The sequence below is a fragment of the Chloracidobacterium sp. N genome (genome assembly GCF_018304765.1).
GTDB classification, from domain to species: Bacteria; Acidobacteriota; Blastocatellia; order Chloracidobacteriales; family Chloracidobacteriaceae; genus Chloracidobacterium; species Chloracidobacterium aggregatum.
Map to the genome: position 1 here is coordinate 436,016 of NZ_CP072643.1, position 19,459 is coordinate 455,474.

The following is a 19,459-nucleotide window of genomic DNA, read 5'->3' on the forward strand; positions in this document are numbered from 1 at the left end:
CCGCTAGGCCAAACGGGCTTCCGAGCCGGCAAAGGCCACAAGACAGCCTTGAAGGTCTGGCGGTAGCGGCGACACAAAACGCATCGGCTGCGCCGATACGGGATGCACAAATGCCAGATGCGCCGCGTGGAGAAACTGCCTTCCCAACCGCTCGACGGCTTGACGCTGGGACGGATGGCGCAGTTGCTGGTCACGCCCCAGACCGTAGAGCGGATCGCCCACGACCGGATGCCGGATGTAGGCGCAGTGAACCCGAATCTGGTGCGTCCGCCCGGTCTCAATCCGTACCTCAAGGAGCGTCACCGGCCCGAACCGCTGCCGAACCACGTAGTGGGAACGCGCCGGGCGTCCGCCCGGGTCCACTGTCATCTTCAGGCGGTGTTTGCGGTCACGGGCAATGGGCGCATCAATCGTGCCGGCACCGACGACATCGCCGTGAACCAGCGCCAGATAGCCCTTTTCGACCGTGCGGGCGCGAAACTGCCCGGCGAGGTGTTCCAGCGCCGCGTCGGTTTTGGCGACGACCATCAGGCCCGAAGTATCCCGGTCGAGCCGGTGTACAATTCCCGGACGCAACGGCTCCGCCCCCGGCCGCTGCTGGCCGAAGTGGAACGCCAGCGCATTGGCCAGTGTCCCGTGCGTCACACCTGCCGCCGGATGGACGACCTGCCCGGCGGGTTTTTCCAGCACCAGGATCGCTTCATCTTCAAACCGAATCGTGAGCGGCAGGTCCTCCGGCACGAGGTCCGTTGTCACCGGCGCCGGAACATCCGCCTCGATGTCGTCGCCCGGCTCCACACGGTAACTTGCGCGCCGCACCTGTCCGTTGACCCGGACTTCGCCGTCGGCAATGGCCCGCTGGATACGCGCCCGGCTGACGGACAGAACCTCGGCCAGAAACACATCGAGCCGGAGACCAGCCGCTGTTTCCGGCACCCGACACAGCACCGTCTCGGCCGCCGACAGGTCCAGGGCGCTGACAGTGGAAGGGGCTGCATCCATTACGGGAAGCTCAAACCCGGAAGGAGTTTGGCAATCTCCTGAAATGTTTTCTGAAGCCAATCACCAAATTGCTCGGTGGGTAACTCTTCGTCGTAGGAAAGGTGATAGACAACGCCGTTCGGCGTTGACTTGCACTCCCCGCCCAGACTTTTCGTGCGTTCCTCGCGCAGCCGGGGTGATTCGCCAATCTCGTAGAGATCAACCGACGTAATCAGGTCATAGACCGGCTTGCGCTGCAAAATGACGACCAGCGGAAAGGTCCGCTGCGATGCCAGATACCGGAAAGTGAGGTCATAGCGGTGCATCAGCAACTCTTCCTGATTGCTGTGCCCCTCGGTGATGGTCACGCACCTTGGGTCCAGCCCGTGGACAAACTGCTGCATGACTTTTTTGCGCTCGTTGAACAGCTTGAAATACTGCACGGCGGTGCGCCGTTTGAGGGTGGGGGAAGGAGGTGTCACCAGCGACGGAACGGCTGAGGGCGTCAGATTCCGCCCAACCGGTGACGCCGTTCCACCCGGCGGCGGCTCCGTTGCCTGGGGTGGCGGCGGCAGGCGGGTGCTGCTTTTCTCCAGGTCCAGAATAAACCCGACATCGTCACCGGCGGCTGCCGCCGGAGGTGGCGCGGACGCCGGCGGCTTCACCGGCTCCAGCTCCATGCACAGCAGGTGGTGTGTCGCCGAAGGGTCCACCAGCGCCGTGGGTATGGCGTCCACCTTGCCCGTCACGGGGAGGGCTTCCGCCTCTGGACGGGAGGTGACTGGAAGCGACGCGCCAGCCTGCGCCCGCAGGATGGCTTCCACCTCGGCCGGGGCAACGACGACCGTTGGGGGAATGAAGGTGTCTGTCACGGAAGGTTTCGGTGCGGCTTCCGTTTGTTCCGGTGGAGTTGCCGCCGGCGACACGATGACGGTCGGAGGAATGACCGTGTCGGGTTCCGGCGGCGGCTTCTGACGCTGCGACTTGAGTGTTGGCGGGTCATCCACGGACCAAACTGCCGCTTCCGATGAAGCTGTCGTTTCAGACGGCGTGGCTGACGCCGGGGCGGCCAACCGACCCGACGAAGGCGACTCCGCAATGGGAAACTGCGGCGTGAAGAGCTGTGCCCGCTCCTGTTCACTCATCCGGGCGGTCACTTCCGCATCCACCGGTACGGGTGCCGGCTCTGGAAGGGGCACCAGCGGCAGCCCGTGATAGGGACAAAACCGCTTGCCGTCATCCCAGGGGGTTTCACACTTCGGGCAGGCCTTCATGAAGGTATCCACTCTCTTGCCGGCGTCGGCCGTCCGGTATGGACACAGCCGGCGCCGGGCGGGATGGAGGCACTCAACGAGTGGGTATCTGTCCCAAAGTTACATCCAGCGGCGGATGATTCGGTACGAGATCACAGAGATAACGTTCAACGACCCGGCCATTGCCGTCAATCAGAAATTGTGCCGGGAGCGGCACGCCCAAAGCGGCCCCCGTGCCATAGCCCTTGAAGACCGTCCACTCCGGGTCACTGAGCAACGGATAGGGCAGCGCCAAATCCCCGGCGATAAGCTTGGATGTTGGCACATCGGTTGTGGTCACGACCACCACTTCGGCTCCTCGTTCCTGAAAAGCTGGGTATTGTTCGCGCAACTCGACCAGTCGCGGATAGCAGAACGGTCAGATAAAGCCCCGGTCCACGATGCGGGTCAAGTAGAGCAGACACCACCGGGGCGCCACCGCCGACAGGGTAAAGGGCTGCCCGTGAATGTCGGGCAGCGTAAAGTCCGGCGCCAGTTGCCCCAGTTCCACGACCGACCGGCTCGGATAGGGAATGAAGTTTCCCTTGAAAGGCAGCTCCAGCAGCTTGGCAAGGTTCACGGCCTGTCCCCCTTCTCGATGTCCTTATTCGTCACTGCCACCTTCGGGATGGAAGCCACGGGTTTTCCGGCTCTTGTAGGCTTCACCGTACAGCTTCAGCCGCGTCCGCAGGCCCGCCAGGCGCTCACTATAGTTCGGGTAGCGCCGGATGAGTTTTTCGAGGTTGACCATGTACCACGGTCCGAACATGTCGCGCAGTTCCGGCAAAAACGGCTCCATTTTGGCAAACACGGCAAAACACTCCGTGTTGGTGTCAAAAAACAAGGCTTCGTCCAGCGCCCCGTGGTTGACCAGCGCGGCGGCCATGTCCCAGTACGTCGTCACCTGCCGCCAGTAAGCGCCATACACCGGGTTGCGCTTGTCAAACAGCAGGTCCTTGATGTCCTGGGCCGATTCCGGGAAAAACTTGAAAGCCACGAAATCCCGTGCCTCGCGCATCACCGGGTCGCGGCGCAGTTCGTAGAGTTTCAGAATCAGTTGCGCGTCTTCATGGGTCGCCATGCCACAGCCTCGTGGTTGATAGGAAGAAATGTCTGTCGCCGGCACTGTATCACAGCCAGTGCGAAACGGTGGGCGCGAAAGTGCAGCGTCCGGCCCGGTGCGCTGGCCTCCAACGCCCTGTCAGCCCCGGAAGCACTGCCAAACTTCTGTAGCTTTCGTTCAGAACAAGCTTTACACTTTGGCGGTTGTACCTTGTGCCAGCCCCACCTGCCTGATGTCGGTTTACGACTGCGTACCACCTGGCTATATCGTGGCTGCCGAAGTGTACCGCAGCACCCGGACCCTGGTGCTGCGGGCACAGCGGGCGGACACGGGTGCTTTCGTCGTCCTCAAAACGACGGCCGAAGCCATGCCGCCGGCCGCCCTGATGCAACGCTACGACCACGAGTGGAACCTGCTTTCCTCGCTGGCCGCCCAGGCCGGGGAATGTTCCAGCATCATCTGCGCCCATGAACTGACGCGCGTCGGACATCGCCCCGTTCTCATTGTCGAAGACTTCGGCGGACAGGCGCTGCGCCACCTGGTGGCATCGTACGCACACCTGCCGCTGACGGAACGGCTCACCATTGCCCTTGCCGTCCTCGACGCATTGGAAGTCATCCACGCGCACAACATCCTTCACAAGGATGTGAATCCTTCAAATATCGTCGTCAATCGCACCACCGGGCAGGTCAAGCTCATTGACTTCGGCATTGCCGTCCGCAGCCGTCGCTTCGCAGTCCGGCATACCGCGACAGATATGTTCGAGGGGACGCTCGACTACCTCGCGCCGGAGCAGACCGGCCGCATGAGTTGCCCGATTGATGCGCGCGCCGACCTGTACGCTTTCGGCGTGCTGCTCTACGAGTTGCTGACGGGCAGCCTGCCGTTTCGGGCGCACGACCCACTGGAAATCATCCATGCGCACCTGGCGCTCGTGCCGCCGCCCGTCCGGCAGCGCAATCCCCAGATACCGGCGCCCCTCTCCGACATCGTGGCCAAGCTTCTGGCCAAATCTCCCGACGACCGCTACCAGACGGCCGCCGGCGTCCGGGCCGACCTGCTTGAGTGTCAGCGCCAGCTTACCGGCGACGGTCAGCACCCGCCACCCACCATTGATCCCTTTCCGCTGGGACGGCATGACGCCCGCACCTTTGTCATCCCCAAACGGCTGTATGGACGCGAGCGCGAAGTTGCCCTCCTGCGGGAAGCCTTCGACCGCATCAGCCAGAACGGATGTGAAATGGTTCTCGTCACCGGGCCTTCCGGGATTGGGAAAACCGCCCTCATTGCCGAACTGCACGTGCCCGTCACGGCGCGGCGCGGTTTTTTCATTACCGGCAAATATGAGCAGTTGCGGGGAAGCACCCCCTATTCGGGGTTGGGACTGGCGCTCCGGCAGCTTGTCCGGCAACTGCTGGCGCGCAGTGACGCCGAACTCCAAAGCTGGCGGGAAGCCATCCGCACGGCCCTTGGCGCATCCGCCGCCATGCTGTTGCCGATTGTTCCCGATCTGGCGCTCATCGTGGGCGAGAACATGCCGGCGTATGAAATCTCCGGGATGGAAGCCCGCCACCGCCTGGAGCGCGCCTTTGAAGGGCTGCTGAGTGTTTTTGCCGCCAGACATCACCCGCTGGTGCTGTTCCTGGATGATGTCCAGTGGGCCGATGCGGCCTCACTCGAACTTCTTGCCGCGCTGGCCCGCAACCGGCAGCGGTTACAGGCGCTCATCATTCTGGCCTCCCGTGAGCAGGCAGAAAGCGCCGGGCATTCGCTCACGCTGGCCCTGGACACCTTTCGCAGCACGGGCATTCCCCTGACCTACATCCCCCTCAAGCCGCTGGAATCCGACAGCGTGGAACAGCTTACGGCGGCGGCCATGGGTGCCACGGAGGATGTTGCGGCCGTGGCGGCCATCGTCCATCGCAAAACCGGTGGCAACCCCTTCTTCGTCCGTGAGTTGCTGGAGCGCCTCGCCGCCGATGGCTGGCTGACCTTTCACCCGGGCCAGGGCTGGCGGGCCGACCTGGAAGGCATCGCCACGGCTGCGCTGACGGAAAATGCCGTCACCTTTCTCATCGAAAAACTCCACCGCTGCCCGGCTTCCGTCCAGCAGGTCCTGCATGCCGCCGCCTGTCTTGGCAGCACCTTTGATGTGGCACAGGCCGCGCTGGCGGCGGAAACCGATGTGTCCACCGCACAGGCTGCCCTGGAAGCGGCGGTTGCCGCCGACCTCGTGCTGGGCGAAGCCACCGCCGGGCGTCGGACGGACCGTTTTGCCTTCGTTCATGACGGCGTACAGCAGGCGGCTTACGAACTGGCGCCGGAAGCGGAACGGCGCGCGCGCCACTGGCGCATCGGCTGGCGCCTGCTGGCCGCGGCCCACCCCCTCACCCCGGACACTTCGCTGGCCAGCTTCACGACCCGCCTCTTTGACATCGTCAACCACCTCAACCGGGGCCGGGAGCAAGCCACTGCAGAAGAACGTGAAGAACTGGCGCACCTCAACCTGCACGCTGGACGCGCCGCCAAAGCCGCGGCCGCCTTTGCGCCAGCGCTGGAGTATTTGCAGGTTGGGCTGGAACTCCTGCCCCCGGATGCCTGGGAACACCACTACGAACTCGCCCTGCATCTGCACCTCGAAGCGGCCGAGACAGCCTTTTTCAGCGCCAACCCAAAGGTTGCCCAGACGCTCACGCAGACCGTGTTCCATCATGCCCGGACGCTGCCTGACGCCCTTCTGGCGCATGAAATCGCCATCCTGTCCCACTCGGCCCAGTACCAATTCCACGCGGCGCTGGCCCATGCCCGGACGGTTTTGCAGCAGCTTGGCATTCCCCTGCCCAAACACCCGACGCCAGCCGACATTGGTGCCGTCTGGGGACGCCTCGGCCCCCATATCGCCTCCCTCGACACGGATGCGCCGCTGAACCTGCCGGAAATGCAGGACCATCAGGCGCTGGCGGCCTCCCGTCTGCTGTACCGGATGTCGGTGCCGGCGTTTCTCAGCAACAGCCCGTTGTTTACGCTGGTTGTGTTGTGGCGCGTGGCACTCGTTCTCGAACATGGCCTCAACGACCTGGCGGCCTCGTCCTTTGTGGCGCTGGGGCTCGTGTTGTGCAGTGGTTTCAACGACCCGGCGCAGGGGTATGCCACGGGGCGCTTTGCCCGCCGCCTGCTCGACCAGCGGCCCACGAGTGAAGCCCGCGCCCGGGCGCTGATTTCCTACTATTTCTTTCTCAGCGTCTGGCGGGAACCGGCCCGGGATTCCATCGCGCCGCTCCGCGCGGCCTATCAGGAAGGGGTTGAGACGGGCGATCTGGAGTTTGCTTCGACGGCGCTGCTGGCGGTCACCTGGCTTGGTATCTTCATCGGCCAACCACTCGACAGCCTGGAACGCGACGCCCAAAAGCACAGCGAAGCCATCCGCGCCCTGCGCCAGGAACGCAACTACCGGACGAACAACCTCTGCCTGTCCTACGTCCGCAACCTGCGCACCCAGACGGATGACCCGATGCAGATCACGTGGGGCGAGGGCGACCAGGCCATGGACGATGCCGCCGTAGCGGCCACCGGCGACCAGGGAACCCTTGGCACCCTGGCCTATCTGCGGATGAAGCTTGCCTATCTGTTTGGCGACAACCAGCGGGCCTACGAACAGTCCCTGCTGTGCGAAGCCAACATGACCGGTTTGCAGTCATCCTGCCTCCAGCCGAACGTGTATCTGTTCGGCGCGCTGACTCGCCTGGCCCGGTTGCGCACCGGCCGTGTGGCGGAGCCGGAGGCCGAGGCCATGTGGAACTGGCTCGACGCCGCCCGCCGCCGCATGGCCCGGTGGGCCGAGCTGGCGCCGATGAACTATGGTCAGAAACTTCACCTGATAGACGCGGAACTCCACGCGCTGCGGGGTGACATCGGAGCCGCCCTGGAAGCATACGACCGGGCCATTGCCACGGCGCGTGAAAATGGCTTCATCCACGAGGAAGCCCTGGCCAACGAGTGTGCCGCGCGCTTTTTCCTCGACCAGAAACGCACCAAAATCGCGCGCGCCTATGCCCAGGATGCACGCCGCGCCTATGTCCGGTGGGGGGCGACGGAAAAGGTCCGGTATTTCGATGAGCAGTACGGCGCGCTGCTGACGGAGCCGGACTTCATGCGCTCAACCGGCACCCACATGGCGCTGACCACCACCAGCATCCCGACCTCCTCGACCAGCGGTGGCGGCTCACTCGATATGGCCAGCGTCATGAAAGCGGCCCGCGTGCTGGCCGGGGAAATCGTCCAGGAACGCCTCCTCGATGCCCTGCTGAGAATTGCCCTGGAAAATGCCGGCGCCACCCGTGGCGTCCTGATGCTCCCCCGGGAAGATGGCCGCTGGTACGTCGAAGCGGAGCGGGATGTCCACCGCCCGGCGCCGGCCACGCCGACGCCGCGCCCGTTGGAAGAAGTTGACGCGCTGCCGTTGAGCATCATCCACGTCGTCCTGCGCACCGGTGAAGGTATTTTCCTCGAAGATGCCACGGAATCCCCGGACTTCAGCCATGACCCTTACGTTCAGTCCGTCGGGCTGCGGTCAGCGCTCTGCCTCCCGGCCCGGCATCGGGGGCAGGTACGCGCCCTGCTTTATCTGGAAAACCGCGCCGTCGCCAATGTCTTTCATGCCCAACGCCGCGAAGCCCTGACGATTCTCACCGCCCAGGCCGCGGTCTCGCTGGAAAATGCCCGCCTCTATGCCAACCTGGAGGAGAAGGTCCGGCAGCGGACGGAAGAGCTGGCCGAAAAAAACCGGCGCCTGGAACAAACCACGACCGAAATCCTGGATGGAATCCGTTATGCCGAGCGCATTCAGCGCGCCATCCTGCCCACACCCGAAGAACTCACCCGGGCCTTTGCCGAGCATTTCGTTCTCTGGCGACCGCGGGACATCGTCTCCGGCGATTTCTACTGGCTGCACTGCTGGTGCACCGCCGGGCGCGAGACACGCTGGCTGGCCGTGGCGGACTGTACAGGCCATGGCGTACCGGGTGCGCTGATGTCCATGATTGGGAATGAACTGCTCAACCAGATTGTCATTGAACGGGGCATCGAGTCGCCGGCGGCGATTCTGGAAGCCCTGGATACCGGCATCCGTACGGCATTGCGTCATGACGCGCGTCAGGATGCGCAGCGCGATGGCATGGACGTTGTGCTGTGCCAGCTTGAACCAGACGGCATTGTGACCTTTGCCGGGGCCGGGCGTCCGCTGTACGTCGTGGAACAGGGGCTTTTGCGCGAGATACGCGGCGACCGGGGCGGTGTCGGGAGCAGCAAACGGCAGCGTCTTTTCACCGGGCACCGCCTCCACCTGCCTCCCGGCGCGATGTTGTATCTGAGTTCGGATGGTTTTGCCGACCAGAACAATCCCCAGGGACAGCGTTACGGGTCTTCGGCGCTCAAACAAACGCTTCAGGAAGTGGCTTCCCAGGCGCTTCCTTTGCAGCAGCGGCACCTCGAATGGTGTTTTGACACGCACCGCAGCGGCGAGCCACAGCGGGATGATGTCACGCTGGTTGGCATCCGCATCTCGTAAGAGTTCGGGTCATGGCAGGACTGTGCGCTTTGGGATTGGAAATCGTTGCTCAGGGTTCTTCAGCTTCGAGGCGCTGCAAGAATCGCTCAACTGCTGATTTCAGGGCCGGTATGTCACGCTGCACGGTATGCCAAACAACGTCGGTGTCTATCTCGAAGTAGCCATGCACCAGGACGTTGCGCATACCGATGATTTTGGTCCAGGGAATCTCAGCCGCCAGCATCCGAACCTCTTCTGGCAAGGCGCGGGCTGCCTCACCAATGATTTGAAGATGCCGAAGAAACCACGTTTTTGACATACTCCCCTGCCTAAAGGCAGGGGATTCTTGTTCTTGGTTCTGCGAGCGCACTTACTTCATCAGGTTGCCCCTCTAAAGCAGCGGTGCATCTCTCCCCAAGCGTTCCCTCTTTCGAGGCAGTTCCCTTTTGCCCAAAGGTACTGTTTTGCCACTCCATTCCCAAGATGCTTAGTCCCTTCTTGAGGATGTTCAAAGCCGCATTCTGGTCTCTGTCTGATTCAAATCCACATTTAGGACAACTATGGGTTCTGGTGGATAGGGTTTTTACTACCCTATGCCCACAGTTACTACAGTCCTGTGTGGTGTACTGCGGTGGTACGCTGACTACTGCCTTGTCCCATACCTTACCGTAGTAGTCTAACCACTGGGTGAACTGCGACCAGCTAGCATCATGAATGGATTTGGCAAGATGATGGTTCTTGACCAGGTTCTTCACCTGCAAGTCTTCGTACACCACGACATCGTGAGATGCCACCACGCACCGAGCTAACTTAATCACCCAGTCTTTACGCTGGCGTTGGACTTTCAGATGTGCTTTGCCTAGTCTTTTCTTTTGCTTGTGGTAGTTCTTAGATTGAGGTTTCGCCCCTTTCTTGAACTTCCTACTCAACCTGCGCTGGTGGCGCTTTAGCCGCTTCTCTGCTTTCCGCAGATACTTAGGACACTCTACAGGGTTGCCGTTCTGGTCGGTGTAGAAAGCCTTCAAGCCCAAGTCAATGCCAATAACATTGCCTGTGTATGCTCCCTGCTCTTTGCGCTCCACATCCAAGCAGAACTGAGCATAGTACCCATCTGCCCTGCGTATCACCCGCACCCGATTGATTTTGGATTCAAGAATCAACCGTCTTGCTTCACCATTGCAGTACAGAGCAAACGAGCCAGCATTGAAGCCATCGGTGAACGAGATAGTCATCCCATCCCCTGACAGCTTCCAGCCAGATACCTTGTATTCCACAGAACGGCAATGCTTCTTGAACTTGGGATACCCTTTCTTGACCGCCTTGTTTCTGCAGTTGGTATGGAACCGGGAAATGGAAGCCCAGGCTCGCTCTGCACTTGCCTGCCTTGCCGCTGAGTTTAACTTCCTGGCAAAGTCAAACTCTTTGGCCAGGTCTTTGCAGTGGGCATAGAGAACAGCTTTGTTGACGCTCTTGTTGTCCATCCAGTACCGCACACATTTGTTTCTGACAAACTGTGCGGTACGGATGGCTTCATCCAGAGCCTGATACTGCTCTGCTGTCCCGTTGAGTAGCTTGGCTTCCATTACTCTCATACTGCTATTTTATCACAGGTTTGGCTTGATAAAACAGCGTGCGCCTTATATCCCTGCCCTAAAGTGCAGGGCTTTACGGCGTTTTTTCGGTAAGAGTTCATCTTGCTCAAATGGTTTCCTGTTCGCGATCCGCATAGCGCTCAATGGCAGCAAGGGATGTCAGTATGTCGCGCAGTCGCTCTCTCTCTGCTATCCCTCATACGGGCACGGCCTCCTGAAGGACGCGCTCCCGAATGCGTGACTTCAAGTCTCGTTCCGTCACCACATCCACGCGGCAACCCAAAAGCTGCTCCAGGTCATACTGGAGCCCTCCGAGATCAAAAAGCGACCGTCCGGTTTCCAACTCCGGTCCATGTAATCGAGGAAGCGGACGATGGCGGTTTGTTCGGGGAGGGGTGGAACAGGGACATAGAATGACCCAAGTCGCCCCTCGGCAATTGCCGGGTAAGCCGTGCCAACCGATTCGGCAGTTACACGATCAGTGAAAGTATTGCTCTGCACCAAGTAGCTCACGTATTTCGGCTGTGTGCTGGGTCCTGGCGTCAAAACAGCAAAGCCGGTCGAACACACTAGAGCCTTTGCGTCTTTGTCCACATAATAGACCGCCTTCAGGTAAGTTCGAACGGTTGAGATAATGGTAACTCCCATATGGAGAACTCGTCTGGCGCGGGAGGGGGCGTTACCAAATCGCAGCCGTTGTGGCTCTCTGGTTAGAAAACCTGTGCCCACCGTACCTATGTCAATGTACCGGAATTCATAGTCAGCAGGAGTAGTGTCTGGCAGGACACTCGCATTTAACCGTACCAACCGTTTGAGCGGCTTGAGCTCCCAATGCTCCGGCACCTTGCCAAGCCAGGGGACGCCAGAGTCTTTGTAGGCGGGGTACGGCTTGAGTTCCTCGATCATCAGAGCACCTCAAACCAGCGTTTGATGCGAAGGGCCATGAGCCGGCGTCGCTCGGCAAGGAACGTTTCATAATCCGGCACCTGGCCGTTGAGCAGACTCTCTGGCAGGCAGTTCTCCTCGAAGTTCTGCCGCAGAACCTCCGGGTCGGTGATGCCGCCGTAGCGCTTCGGGCCGCCGTTCACCTGCTCGGCGATCTCCTTGAAGTAGACTTCCGGTGGCTTGTCGCCAATAGCGATATTGATTTCACTTTGCGCCATGACGAAGTTGGCGATCTGGTTGTACTGGCCACGGCTCAAGCCCTGCTGCTGAAGGTATCGCCGCGGGAAAATGTGGTGCTTGTCGCCGCGGTTGAGCAAGAGATCGCGCACGGTGATGTCCTTGGAGAGGAAACCCTTGTCGCCAAGCCGCGCTTGGGCGGCAAGATAGGCGATGAAGTACGGGGACTGAGCCGAAGAGGTCTCCATGAGCTGAGGCAACATTCCCGTCCAAAAGCTGTCCGGCAGTTCGGTCGCGATGACGGCGTCGGCATAGCTTCGCAGTCCTTGCGCTTCGAGCTGGCGGATGTCGAGGTCAAAGGCCGTCTCGGGACTGCCGGTATAGCGGCTGGTAAGGATGGACATTGCATACCAGCGGCGCACCAACCGCTCGATGTCGTCGGCCGCAAGCCCTTCGCGCCGGCCGCGCAGGTAGACAATGTAGACGAAGTTGACCGCGTTGCGGGAGGTGATCAGGTCACTGGTGACAAAGCCGGCCGACCGCAGGATCATGGTCAGGCGATCGAAATGGGTTTTGTTCATGAAGGCCAGAATGCCCGACTTGAGTTTAGCGAAGGACTCCTCAGCAATTGATTCTTCATACTGCTTGGTCTCGAAATTGCGCCCCGAAAGCAGCGCCACCAGGTCCTGCAGCTTGCCGCGGCCAAACTCGTAGGTGAACGCCACGCGCAGCATGTCCGTATAGGTGGGGTCGTAGAGGTCGTCGTTGACGTCCTTGAGCCAGCGCATGGCCGGCCAGAACTCGGACCGTACGAAATCCGGATCACCATTTTCGATCTTCGAGGCGAATTCGGGAGCGACCGCGAGGTGGCAGAAATAGTCAATCGCCTTGCGCAGGAGGTTGCCCCCGTATTTTTCGTTCACCGCGATCTTGGACATGGCAAAGTCGGCTTGGGAAAGCTCCACACCCGCCGAGTTCACACGGATAAAAATCTCGGTGACCGTCTCGATGTCCAAATCGTCAGCCAGCTCGATCACGCCGACGTGGTTGTGAATGATCTTCCGTAGCCGCTCGAGGGTGGCGAACACGGCATCTTGTGAGGTACCCGCATTCCGTTGGCAATAATCTGTCACGATCTGGAAAACGCTCGCGGAGGGCGAGAACAGCTCGGCAATATCTGCCAACCACGCGGGATCTTTCGCGATGGCGGGGTTGCTGACCTCAAAGCGCTCTTCTTGCGGATGAAAAGCAATCCGGATGCGGACGGTATCGTAGTCCTTGGTGATGACCTTCCTGCCCAGGAGGGCGGCCATCAGCGCCGTGATCCGTTGCTGGCCATCAATCAGAATGCGCTTGCCGGCGGATAACGAGCCATCCTTGAGCTTGACCGTGGGGTTGCGCCAAGTGATCAAGTAGCCTACGGGATACCCACGGTAAAGGGAATCGAGCAGGTTGCGCACCTTGGTGGCATCCCAGACGAAGGGCCGTTGGATTTCGGGTATGGCGATCTCGCCGGATTTCACCCAAGTCAATAGGGTTTCAATGGGATGCGGGGTGACTGAGTAGCGCATCGCGAATATTCTCTCCAAGAAAGTTCACAGAGAAAAGAGCAATGCTGGAATGAACGTCCAGCTCTCGACCTTCTCCGAAATTATGCCATCGCCCATTCTGCAGAAAGCAGCTCCGCCTGCTCCAGCACGGTCTCTGTCGCTTTCTCCTGCTTGTCCGGCGGCAGAATGGTTCGTCTGCAATCAGGACGCTGACACGAGGTCATCTAAAGCTTCTGCTGCAGATCGATCGAATTCGGCCTGATTGATTCGCGCGTAGCGCCACACCGCTCCGGTCGCCGTGTTGATTCGCTCGCACCACGTCTTGAGTGCCTCGTCCTTCGTCGCTGTGCCTTCCCACACGCGGCCCTTCGTCTCGATGATCCAGTTGACCTCACCCGCCTCGGTCTTCTGCACCACCACCCAGTCCGGATGATAGAAACCAATGGCGCCGCTCGGCTTCAGGTAGTCCACCCGAAACTGGGTACCGGACTCGCCCTGCTCGGTCGTGCCGAGCGACGCGAAGCGGTCCACGTCGTTCGCCTTGTCGAGGAACTTCGCGAAGCTCCGCTCGAAGCCGTTATACGTGGCGACGTAGTTGAAGACGGTCTTCTTGGCTTCGAGCAGTGGCAGGTTGCGCCGCCAACTGAAGGGCTTCGTCTCGGAAAGCTTGAAGTCGGCCTTGTCGAACTCCACTGCACGGCGTTCGACCGTGAGCTCGGCGATTTTGCGGGCGAGGTACTTGGCGATGCCTTCCTGCAACTCGAGCCGCGAGAGATGGGAGCGAAGCGCGTCGGTATCGAGGTTGACCGTCTTGCCGAAGCAGCGGGTCGCGACGTAGCCCCGCACTGCCGGGTACAGCTCGGCGAAGCGATTCGGCAGCTTCGCGCGGTCAATGGCCTTGTTGGTAATGCTGGCGAGCAGCTCCTGCGCGGGCGGCAGCTCGCCGGCTGCGATGTCGGCCTGGTGCACCTCGGTCTCGGTGGTGGCGAACTCGAGCTTCAGCTTTACCCGGAACGGCTCGGCGAGATCCTCCTGCTCGTAGATGGCGTCGAGTGCCTCCACCTTCAGTTCGGACAGCTTGCGGATGTCGTGCACCAGGCTCGGCTTCGTGATCGGGATCGCGATGTCGTACTTCAGGCGCTCCTGCAGCGGCGCGATGATGACCGGCGGCGGTGGATCGGTCTTGGTGCTGGCGACACCCACGCCTTCGGCTTCGAGCTGGCTGCGCAGCACGTTCAGCAGGTTGCGCGTGCCGAGCACCTCCAGCGTCTGCGTCCGGTCCGGGCTCACCTGGGTCATCAACCGCAGGCCGCGCCCGATGACCTGCTCGGGCAGGATCTCGGCCTTCGCCGTGAACGGCCGCAGGCCGAGGACGACGGTCACGTTGCGCACGTCCCAGCCCTCGCGCAGCATCATCACGCTGACGATCGCCTTGATCTTGCTTTCGGCCTTGTCGATGTCGCGGGCCGCCTCGCGCGCCTTCTCGAGGTCCTTCTTGGTGATCTCGCCCGTGCTGTCGGTGTGAATCACCAGCACCTCGGACTCTTTGAACCCGAACTCCTTGGTCTTCCACAGGTACTCGCCGATGGCGTCGGCGTACACGTTCTTCTCAGCCATGATGAAAAGCACCGGGCGGGTGCCAAGCTTCCTGTAAACCTCGTAGTGCTCCTTCCAGCGCTGCACAGCGGCCCGCAGCCAGTAGCCGTACTTTTCGGCGATATTGTCCGCGGTGACGCCGTCCGGGTCGTCCTTCGGCTGCTTCGGGTCGTCCTCCTTGGTGACGATGAGCGGCGCCTTGACGATGCGGTCCTCCACGGCCTGGGCGAGCGGGTAGTCGCACACGGTCCAGGGGAAGTACATGCCGTTCTGGTCCTTAGGCGTCGCCGAGAAGTCAAGCCAGAGGGCGAGGCCATTGGGCAGCGCGCGGTGGATCGCGAGCAGCGACTGGTTCCAGGCGAGGTCATCGTCATGGACGTGGTGCGCCTCGTCGTTGATCACCACGAGGTCCTTGAGCGATTTCACCCGCTCCAGCATCGAACGCTGGCCCGAAGCAGCGAGGTCTTGCGCAGGCTTCTTGCCGAGCAGCGCCTCGATGGCGTTGGCCGGTGTCCACTCCTCGTCGCGCCACTCGTAGAGCTGCTGGATGTTGGTGAGGAACAGGTTGCCGGACGGGTCGGGCTCCGTCGCCTCGCCACGCAGGATCACCTTCTGCGAGAACGCGCCGCGCCACTCCGGCGGAATTAGCGGCAGCTCGTAGAAGATACGGTTGGCGGCAAAGTCCTTTTCGAGCCGCTGATACACGATCACGTTCGGCGCGACGATGAGGAAGTTAGTCGAGAGGTCGGAACGAGGCACCTTCTTCTTGTGGAAGTAAGACCAGACCACTGCCATCGCCATGACCCAAGTCTTCCCCGAACCGGTTGCCATCTTGAAGGCGAAGCGCCGGAGGTTCTCGGGCGGGAGGTCCTGCACACCCTCGGCGTTGAGTTCCGGCACGTAGCGGCGGAGCTGTCGCTGGCCGTCCATTGTAGTCTGGAAGGTGATGTTCTTGGTGAAGAGGTCCTTCTCGAAGGTCGTGGCGTAGGCCTGGATGAGCTTCTGAGCATCAAGCTTCTGAGCGTCACGCTCCTGAGCGTCACGCTCCTGAGCGTCACGCTGGCCGGCGATCTCCACCAGCCACGCCAGCGTCTCGATGGCCTCCCGCTGACAGAAGTAGTAGCGGAAGGGAACGCCAAAACCGGGGACCTCGTGGTCCTCCTCGAACCAGTACTCGAAGAGTCGCCGTGTGACGTCGGACGCACGCTCATAACCGCTTTCCCGCCATGTGTCCACCTGCTCGCGGATCTTTGGGACGAGCAAGAGCTTGCTCGGGCGGCGGCCATCGGCGACGGCCCAGCCCGTGGGTGCGTTCTGGTCCTTTACGAGGTGCTGTGTCGGCTTCTCCCAGGGCTGGCGGCCCGGGATCTCCGGCAGGTCTTTGTCGTAAGAGATGACGGACTTGGCCATGGCTACTTCACCTCCACATCAAACGCCTGCGATGTATCATTACCGAAGATGTCGATCACCTTGACGAGGATGCGGTACTTGCCCGGCTTCTCGTAGATGTGCGTGTCCGAGACGAGCGGGAGCCCGCGCTCCCTGCGGGTGCGGTAGGCCACCCAACCCTGCATGAAGGTGTCGTTCTGGAAGTCCCAGTCCACCGCCCAGTAGTCGATGTAGTCCGACCACTTCTTGACCTTGCTCCGCACGTCCTCAGGGATGAGGTCCGCGTTGGGCATGGCGAAGTCCGTGAGCTCGACCTGGACGGTCAGCGTCTTGGGCTGGATGATCTTCGCCTCGAAGTACGCCAGTTCAAAGAAGCGCACGTCCCCTTTCTCCACCGCCTGCTGCTCCATCACCTCACGCGGGATCTGCAGGAGCAGGAGCTTCACATCCTTCTGCCTGGCGATCTCGTGCATGGGGCTACCCTTGCGCACTTCGTTGTTCGGGCCCGCAAGGCCCATCTCCCATTCCCAGCCGAGCACGTGCAGCTCGGTTTGCTTAAGGGCAACGCACTCGTCGAGCGCCTGGTTGATTTCGTCAATGGTCACCGGCGCGTCCACGGCCCCGATGTGGACCATGGCCTTGCCCTTCTTGCCGTGCAGGTGCGCCATGCCCGCCACCGGCTGCGCGCCGTAGAGCTTGAGGATGAAGGCCAGGTACTCGTAGAGCGCCCGCTCGGCGAGCGGCTTGTCCTTCGCCTCGCCGAAGGTCACGCCCTGCCAGTACTGGCGCTCATACTTGCCGAGGTTCAGCACCTCGAAGGGCTTGCAGTTGGGGATGGAGAGCAGCCGCTTGCGGGTGACGTGGATCGCCCAGCGCCCAAGGTCACAGCCGATCCACCGCCGTCGGTGTTGGGCAAGCCCAAGAGACTTCTCGCTCTTCTCGCCTCGGAGTACGCGAAGACCCTCAGCGACCACGAGGGTGGTCCCGCTGCCGCAGAACGCATCAAGTACAAGCCCATTGGGGGGCGCTGAAGAGTCGACGATTCTCTGGAGAAGCTCAACGGGCTTTTGCGTAGGATAGTAGCAGACACTTCTCTCTTGTTTCTCGGAGGGCATGATTGGCTGGATGGTCCACCAGTCCTCAGGATGCTTGCCGAGCTCGTTTGGTTCGTAGTTGCGGTAGACCTTGTCGCCGCGGAAGACATTCGCCTTGTTCTGCAGACGCTCAGTGCTCGCATCCGAGTAAGGAATCCGCACTGGATCAACATCGAAATAGTAGGTCGGCCCCTTGCTGTACCGAAAGATCACGTCGTGCTTCTCCGCGAAGTCATTTTCCGGAGTTCCTCCGCCCCGATAGCACCACACGATCTCGTTTCGTAGGTTGTCCTTGCCAAACACTTCGTCAAGCATCGCCCGCATCAGATAGTTCACTCGTGAGTCGCAGTGGACGTAGATGACGCCAGTCGGTGCCAGAAGGTCGCGCATTACGAAGAGGCGGTCGTAGATCATTGAGAGGTATGATTCGATGCCTCGTCCCCACGTATCCCGATATGCCTTCTCCTCAATGACCGACTGTTCTTTGAACACTTCCTCGCTGGCTTCACCAATCGGCGCAGTAAATGAAAAATCCGCCCCCGTCGCAAACGGCGGGTCGATGTAGATGAGGTCGATTTTCCCCGCGAACTTCTCTAAGAGCGAGCCCATCACCAGCAAGTTGTCGCCCCAGATGAGCTTGTTCCGCCACCCCGCCTCGAAGGTGTCGCCCTCCTTGCCCTCCCACACATCGAAGAGCGTGCCTTGCACGCCGCTCTTCTTCGCCTCGCGCGTGGCACGGCTCTCGTTCACGCGCTCGACGACCTGGAAGGGCAGGCTCACGCGCGGCACTTCCTTGAGCGTGCCGTCCTCGTTGTACTTGCCGGGCCAGACCAGCTCGGTCTTGGTGATTTCGATCTTTGCCATAAACTACTCCTTACTTTGCAAGATAGTATTTCCGTTTCGGATCCTGGGGCCCTCGGCCCACTTCCTGCACCAGCCCCCGGGCAACCATGGAGGCCAGGCGCGCCCGCGTCGCGCGCGGCGTGCGGCGGATGACTTTCGCCACCTGCGCGGTGGTATAGCCGCTGCCATCGGCCAGCAACTCGAAAATCGCCTTTTCGATGGGGTCGGGCGCCTCGGCAGGCGCCGGCGTCTTGTAGAGCGTGACGCGAAAGTGCAGGCCCACTTCTTCAAAAACCGGTTCGGGCAGGCCTGCTTCCTTGCATACGGTGATCATTCGGCCGATGCCGCTGCCCCACTGCTCGATGAGTCCCAATTCCTTGAAGACGCGAGCGATCACGCGGTTGCGCAGCTTTGAGACGCCCGCCCGGATGTCCTCGATGGTCAGGCCGAAGGGCAGGAGGCCGGGATTTTCGACCTCGATGCGGTCATCGAAGACGGCCAGGCGGATCGGCGCGCCCCGCTGGGCATAGTCGGCGTGAACCAGCGCGTTGATCAGCGCCTCGCGGATGGCGATCAGCGGAACGGGCCACCGTTCCTGATGACGGGGCGCCTTGATTTCGATGGCGACGGCCTCATGCTTGCGCAGAAAGCCGATGGCTCGATCCGCCAGGGCCGGAAGCGGTCCATCGAAATCCGCCGTGTCGTGAATGCGTGTCCGATTGGTTCCACCGAAGCGAGCGGCCTGAAGGTAGGCGTCCGGGAACAGCCGCAACCGGTTCTTGCCGAACAGCAGCATGCCGCCCACCGTCGGGACTAACTTGCTACGGTGGCGCACGGTGAGCCCCAGGATTTCAAGGTCCTGCTGCGAGAGCCTCCGCACAGGCGCAAACAGCTCGGAAGCAGCTCGGAAGTCGATGGCTTCCGAGTCAAGATCCAGCAACGGTTCCTCATCGAAGGAACGTTGAGCCGCCAATCGGCGCATTTCGTCGAGGATTACGCGATCGGCCTGGCGGTTGCTGGAGCCTACACGGATGAAAACGCCATTTTCCGGTCCGAGTGCCCGCACATAATGCGGCATGACAGGGCTCGGGTAAACCCGGACCACCAGGAGGTGCGTGCGCCGCCAGGGATGAATCTCGATGTCAGGGGCAAGCTTGGGACGGATGCCGTCACTGACCAGGTTTGCCAGCCTGGCTTCCAGCTCGAGCGGGTCGTCCACTCCCAACACGCGGCGCGTTTTATCCTCAACTCCGAAAATGATCGTTCCTCCTGCGGAATTGGCAAAGGCAACCAAGGTTTTCAGAAAAGGCAACGGCTCGGCAAGACAAGCCTTGAACTCCAGCGTCTTGCCCTCGTGCTGCGCCAACAATTGTTCGACCTTGGCCGTCATGG

12 protein-coding genes and 1 pseudogene are annotated in these 19,459 nt (G+C 61.3%); 1 reads left to right on the forward strand and 12 read right to left on the reverse strand.

Features of this window, described 5'->3' with window-relative positions; all coding sequences use genetic code 11:
- Window positions 1-3: 3 nt before the first annotated feature.
- The 5 genes and pseudogenes from J8C05_RS12940 to J8C05_RS12960 form a co-directional block, all read right to left on the reverse strand.
- Window positions 4-1,002, reverse strand: coding sequence for an RluA family pseudouridine synthase (locus tag J8C05_RS12940; protein ID WP_211423930.1), 999 nt, complete (start codon window positions 1,000-1,002; stop codon window positions 4-6).
- A complete protein-coding gene (locus tag J8C05_RS12945; protein WP_211423931.1) occupies window positions 1,002-2,255 on the reverse strand; it encodes a hypothetical protein in 1,254 nt (417 codons plus the stop codon). Before J8C05_RS12945 ends, J8C05_RS12940 begins: the two co-directional genes overlap by 1 nt.
- Window positions 2,256-2,328: 73 nt before the next feature.
- Window positions 2,329-2,640, reverse strand: a pseudogene (locus tag J8C05_RS12950) (redoxin domain-containing protein); the annotation flags it as partial.
- Window positions 2,641-2,652: 12 nt separating this feature from the next.
- Entirely contained in the window at window positions 2,653-2,853 is a 201-nt protein-coding gene (locus J8C05_RS12955; protein WP_014101215.1) for an AhpC/TSA family, read from the reverse strand.
- Between the two features lie 24 nt (window positions 2,854-2,877).
- A complete protein-coding gene (locus J8C05_RS12960; RefSeq protein ID WP_211423933.1) occupies window positions 2,878-3,354 on the reverse strand; it encodes a DUF4760 domain-containing protein in 477 nt (158 codons plus the stop codon).
- 214 nt (window positions 3,355-3,568) lie between these two features.
- Here J8C05_RS12960 and J8C05_RS12965 point away from each other — a divergent pair, with 214 nt between their 5' ends.
- Entirely contained in the window at window positions 3,569-8,902 is a 5,334-nt protein-coding gene (locus J8C05_RS12965) for an AAA family ATPase (RefSeq protein WP_211423934.1), read from the forward strand.
- A 49-nt stretch (window positions 8,903-8,951) separates the two neighbouring features.
- On the opposite strand, the gene J8C05_RS12970 is transcribed toward J8C05_RS12965, so the two are convergent.
- From J8C05_RS12970 to J8C05_RS13000, 7 genes are all read right to left on the reverse strand, one after another.
- Window positions 8,952-9,200, reverse strand: coding sequence for a HepT-like ribonuclease domain-containing protein (locus J8C05_RS12970; protein ID WP_014101219.1), 249 nt, complete (start codon window positions 9,198-9,200; stop codon window positions 8,952-8,954).
- Window positions 9,201-9,210: 10 nt separating this feature from the next.
- Window positions 9,211-10,464, reverse strand: coding sequence for an RNA-guided endonuclease InsQ/TnpB family protein (locus J8C05_RS12975; RefSeq protein WP_459543867.1), 1,254 nt, complete (start codon window positions 10,462-10,464; stop codon window positions 9,211-9,213).
- A gap of 267 nt (window positions 10,465-10,731) precedes the next feature.
- Window positions 10,732-11,379, reverse strand: a complete 648-nt coding sequence (locus J8C05_RS15715; RefSeq protein ID WP_211423936.1) for a restriction endonuclease subunit S — start codon at window positions 11,377-11,379, stop codon at window positions 10,732-10,734.
- A complete protein-coding gene (locus J8C05_RS12985; RefSeq protein WP_459543868.1) occupies window positions 11,379-13,166 on the reverse strand; it encodes a GmrSD restriction endonuclease domain-containing protein in 1,788 nt (595 codons plus the stop codon). Before J8C05_RS12985 ends, J8C05_RS15715 begins: the two co-directional genes overlap by 1 nt.
- A gap of 180 nt (window positions 13,167-13,346) precedes the next feature.
- On the reverse strand, window positions 13,347-16,151 hold the full coding sequence (locus J8C05_RS12990; RefSeq protein ID WP_211423937.1) for a DEAD/DEAH box helicase family protein: 2,805 nt from the start codon (window positions 16,149-16,151) through the stop codon (window positions 13,347-13,349).
- Between the two features lie 2 nt (window positions 16,152-16,153).
- Window positions 16,154-18,088: a DNA methyltransferase gene (locus J8C05_RS12995; RefSeq protein ID WP_211423938.1), complete on the reverse strand. Its 1,935-nt coding sequence runs from the start codon at window positions 18,086-18,088 to the stop codon at window positions 16,154-16,156.
- A gap of 10 nt (window positions 18,089-18,098) precedes the next feature.
- Complete coding sequence (locus J8C05_RS13000) at window positions 18,099-19,457, reverse strand: AlbA family DNA-binding domain-containing protein (protein WP_211423939.1); 1,359 nt, start codon at window positions 19,455-19,457, stop codon at window positions 18,099-18,101.
- Window positions 19,458-19,459 lie beyond the last annotated feature (2 nt).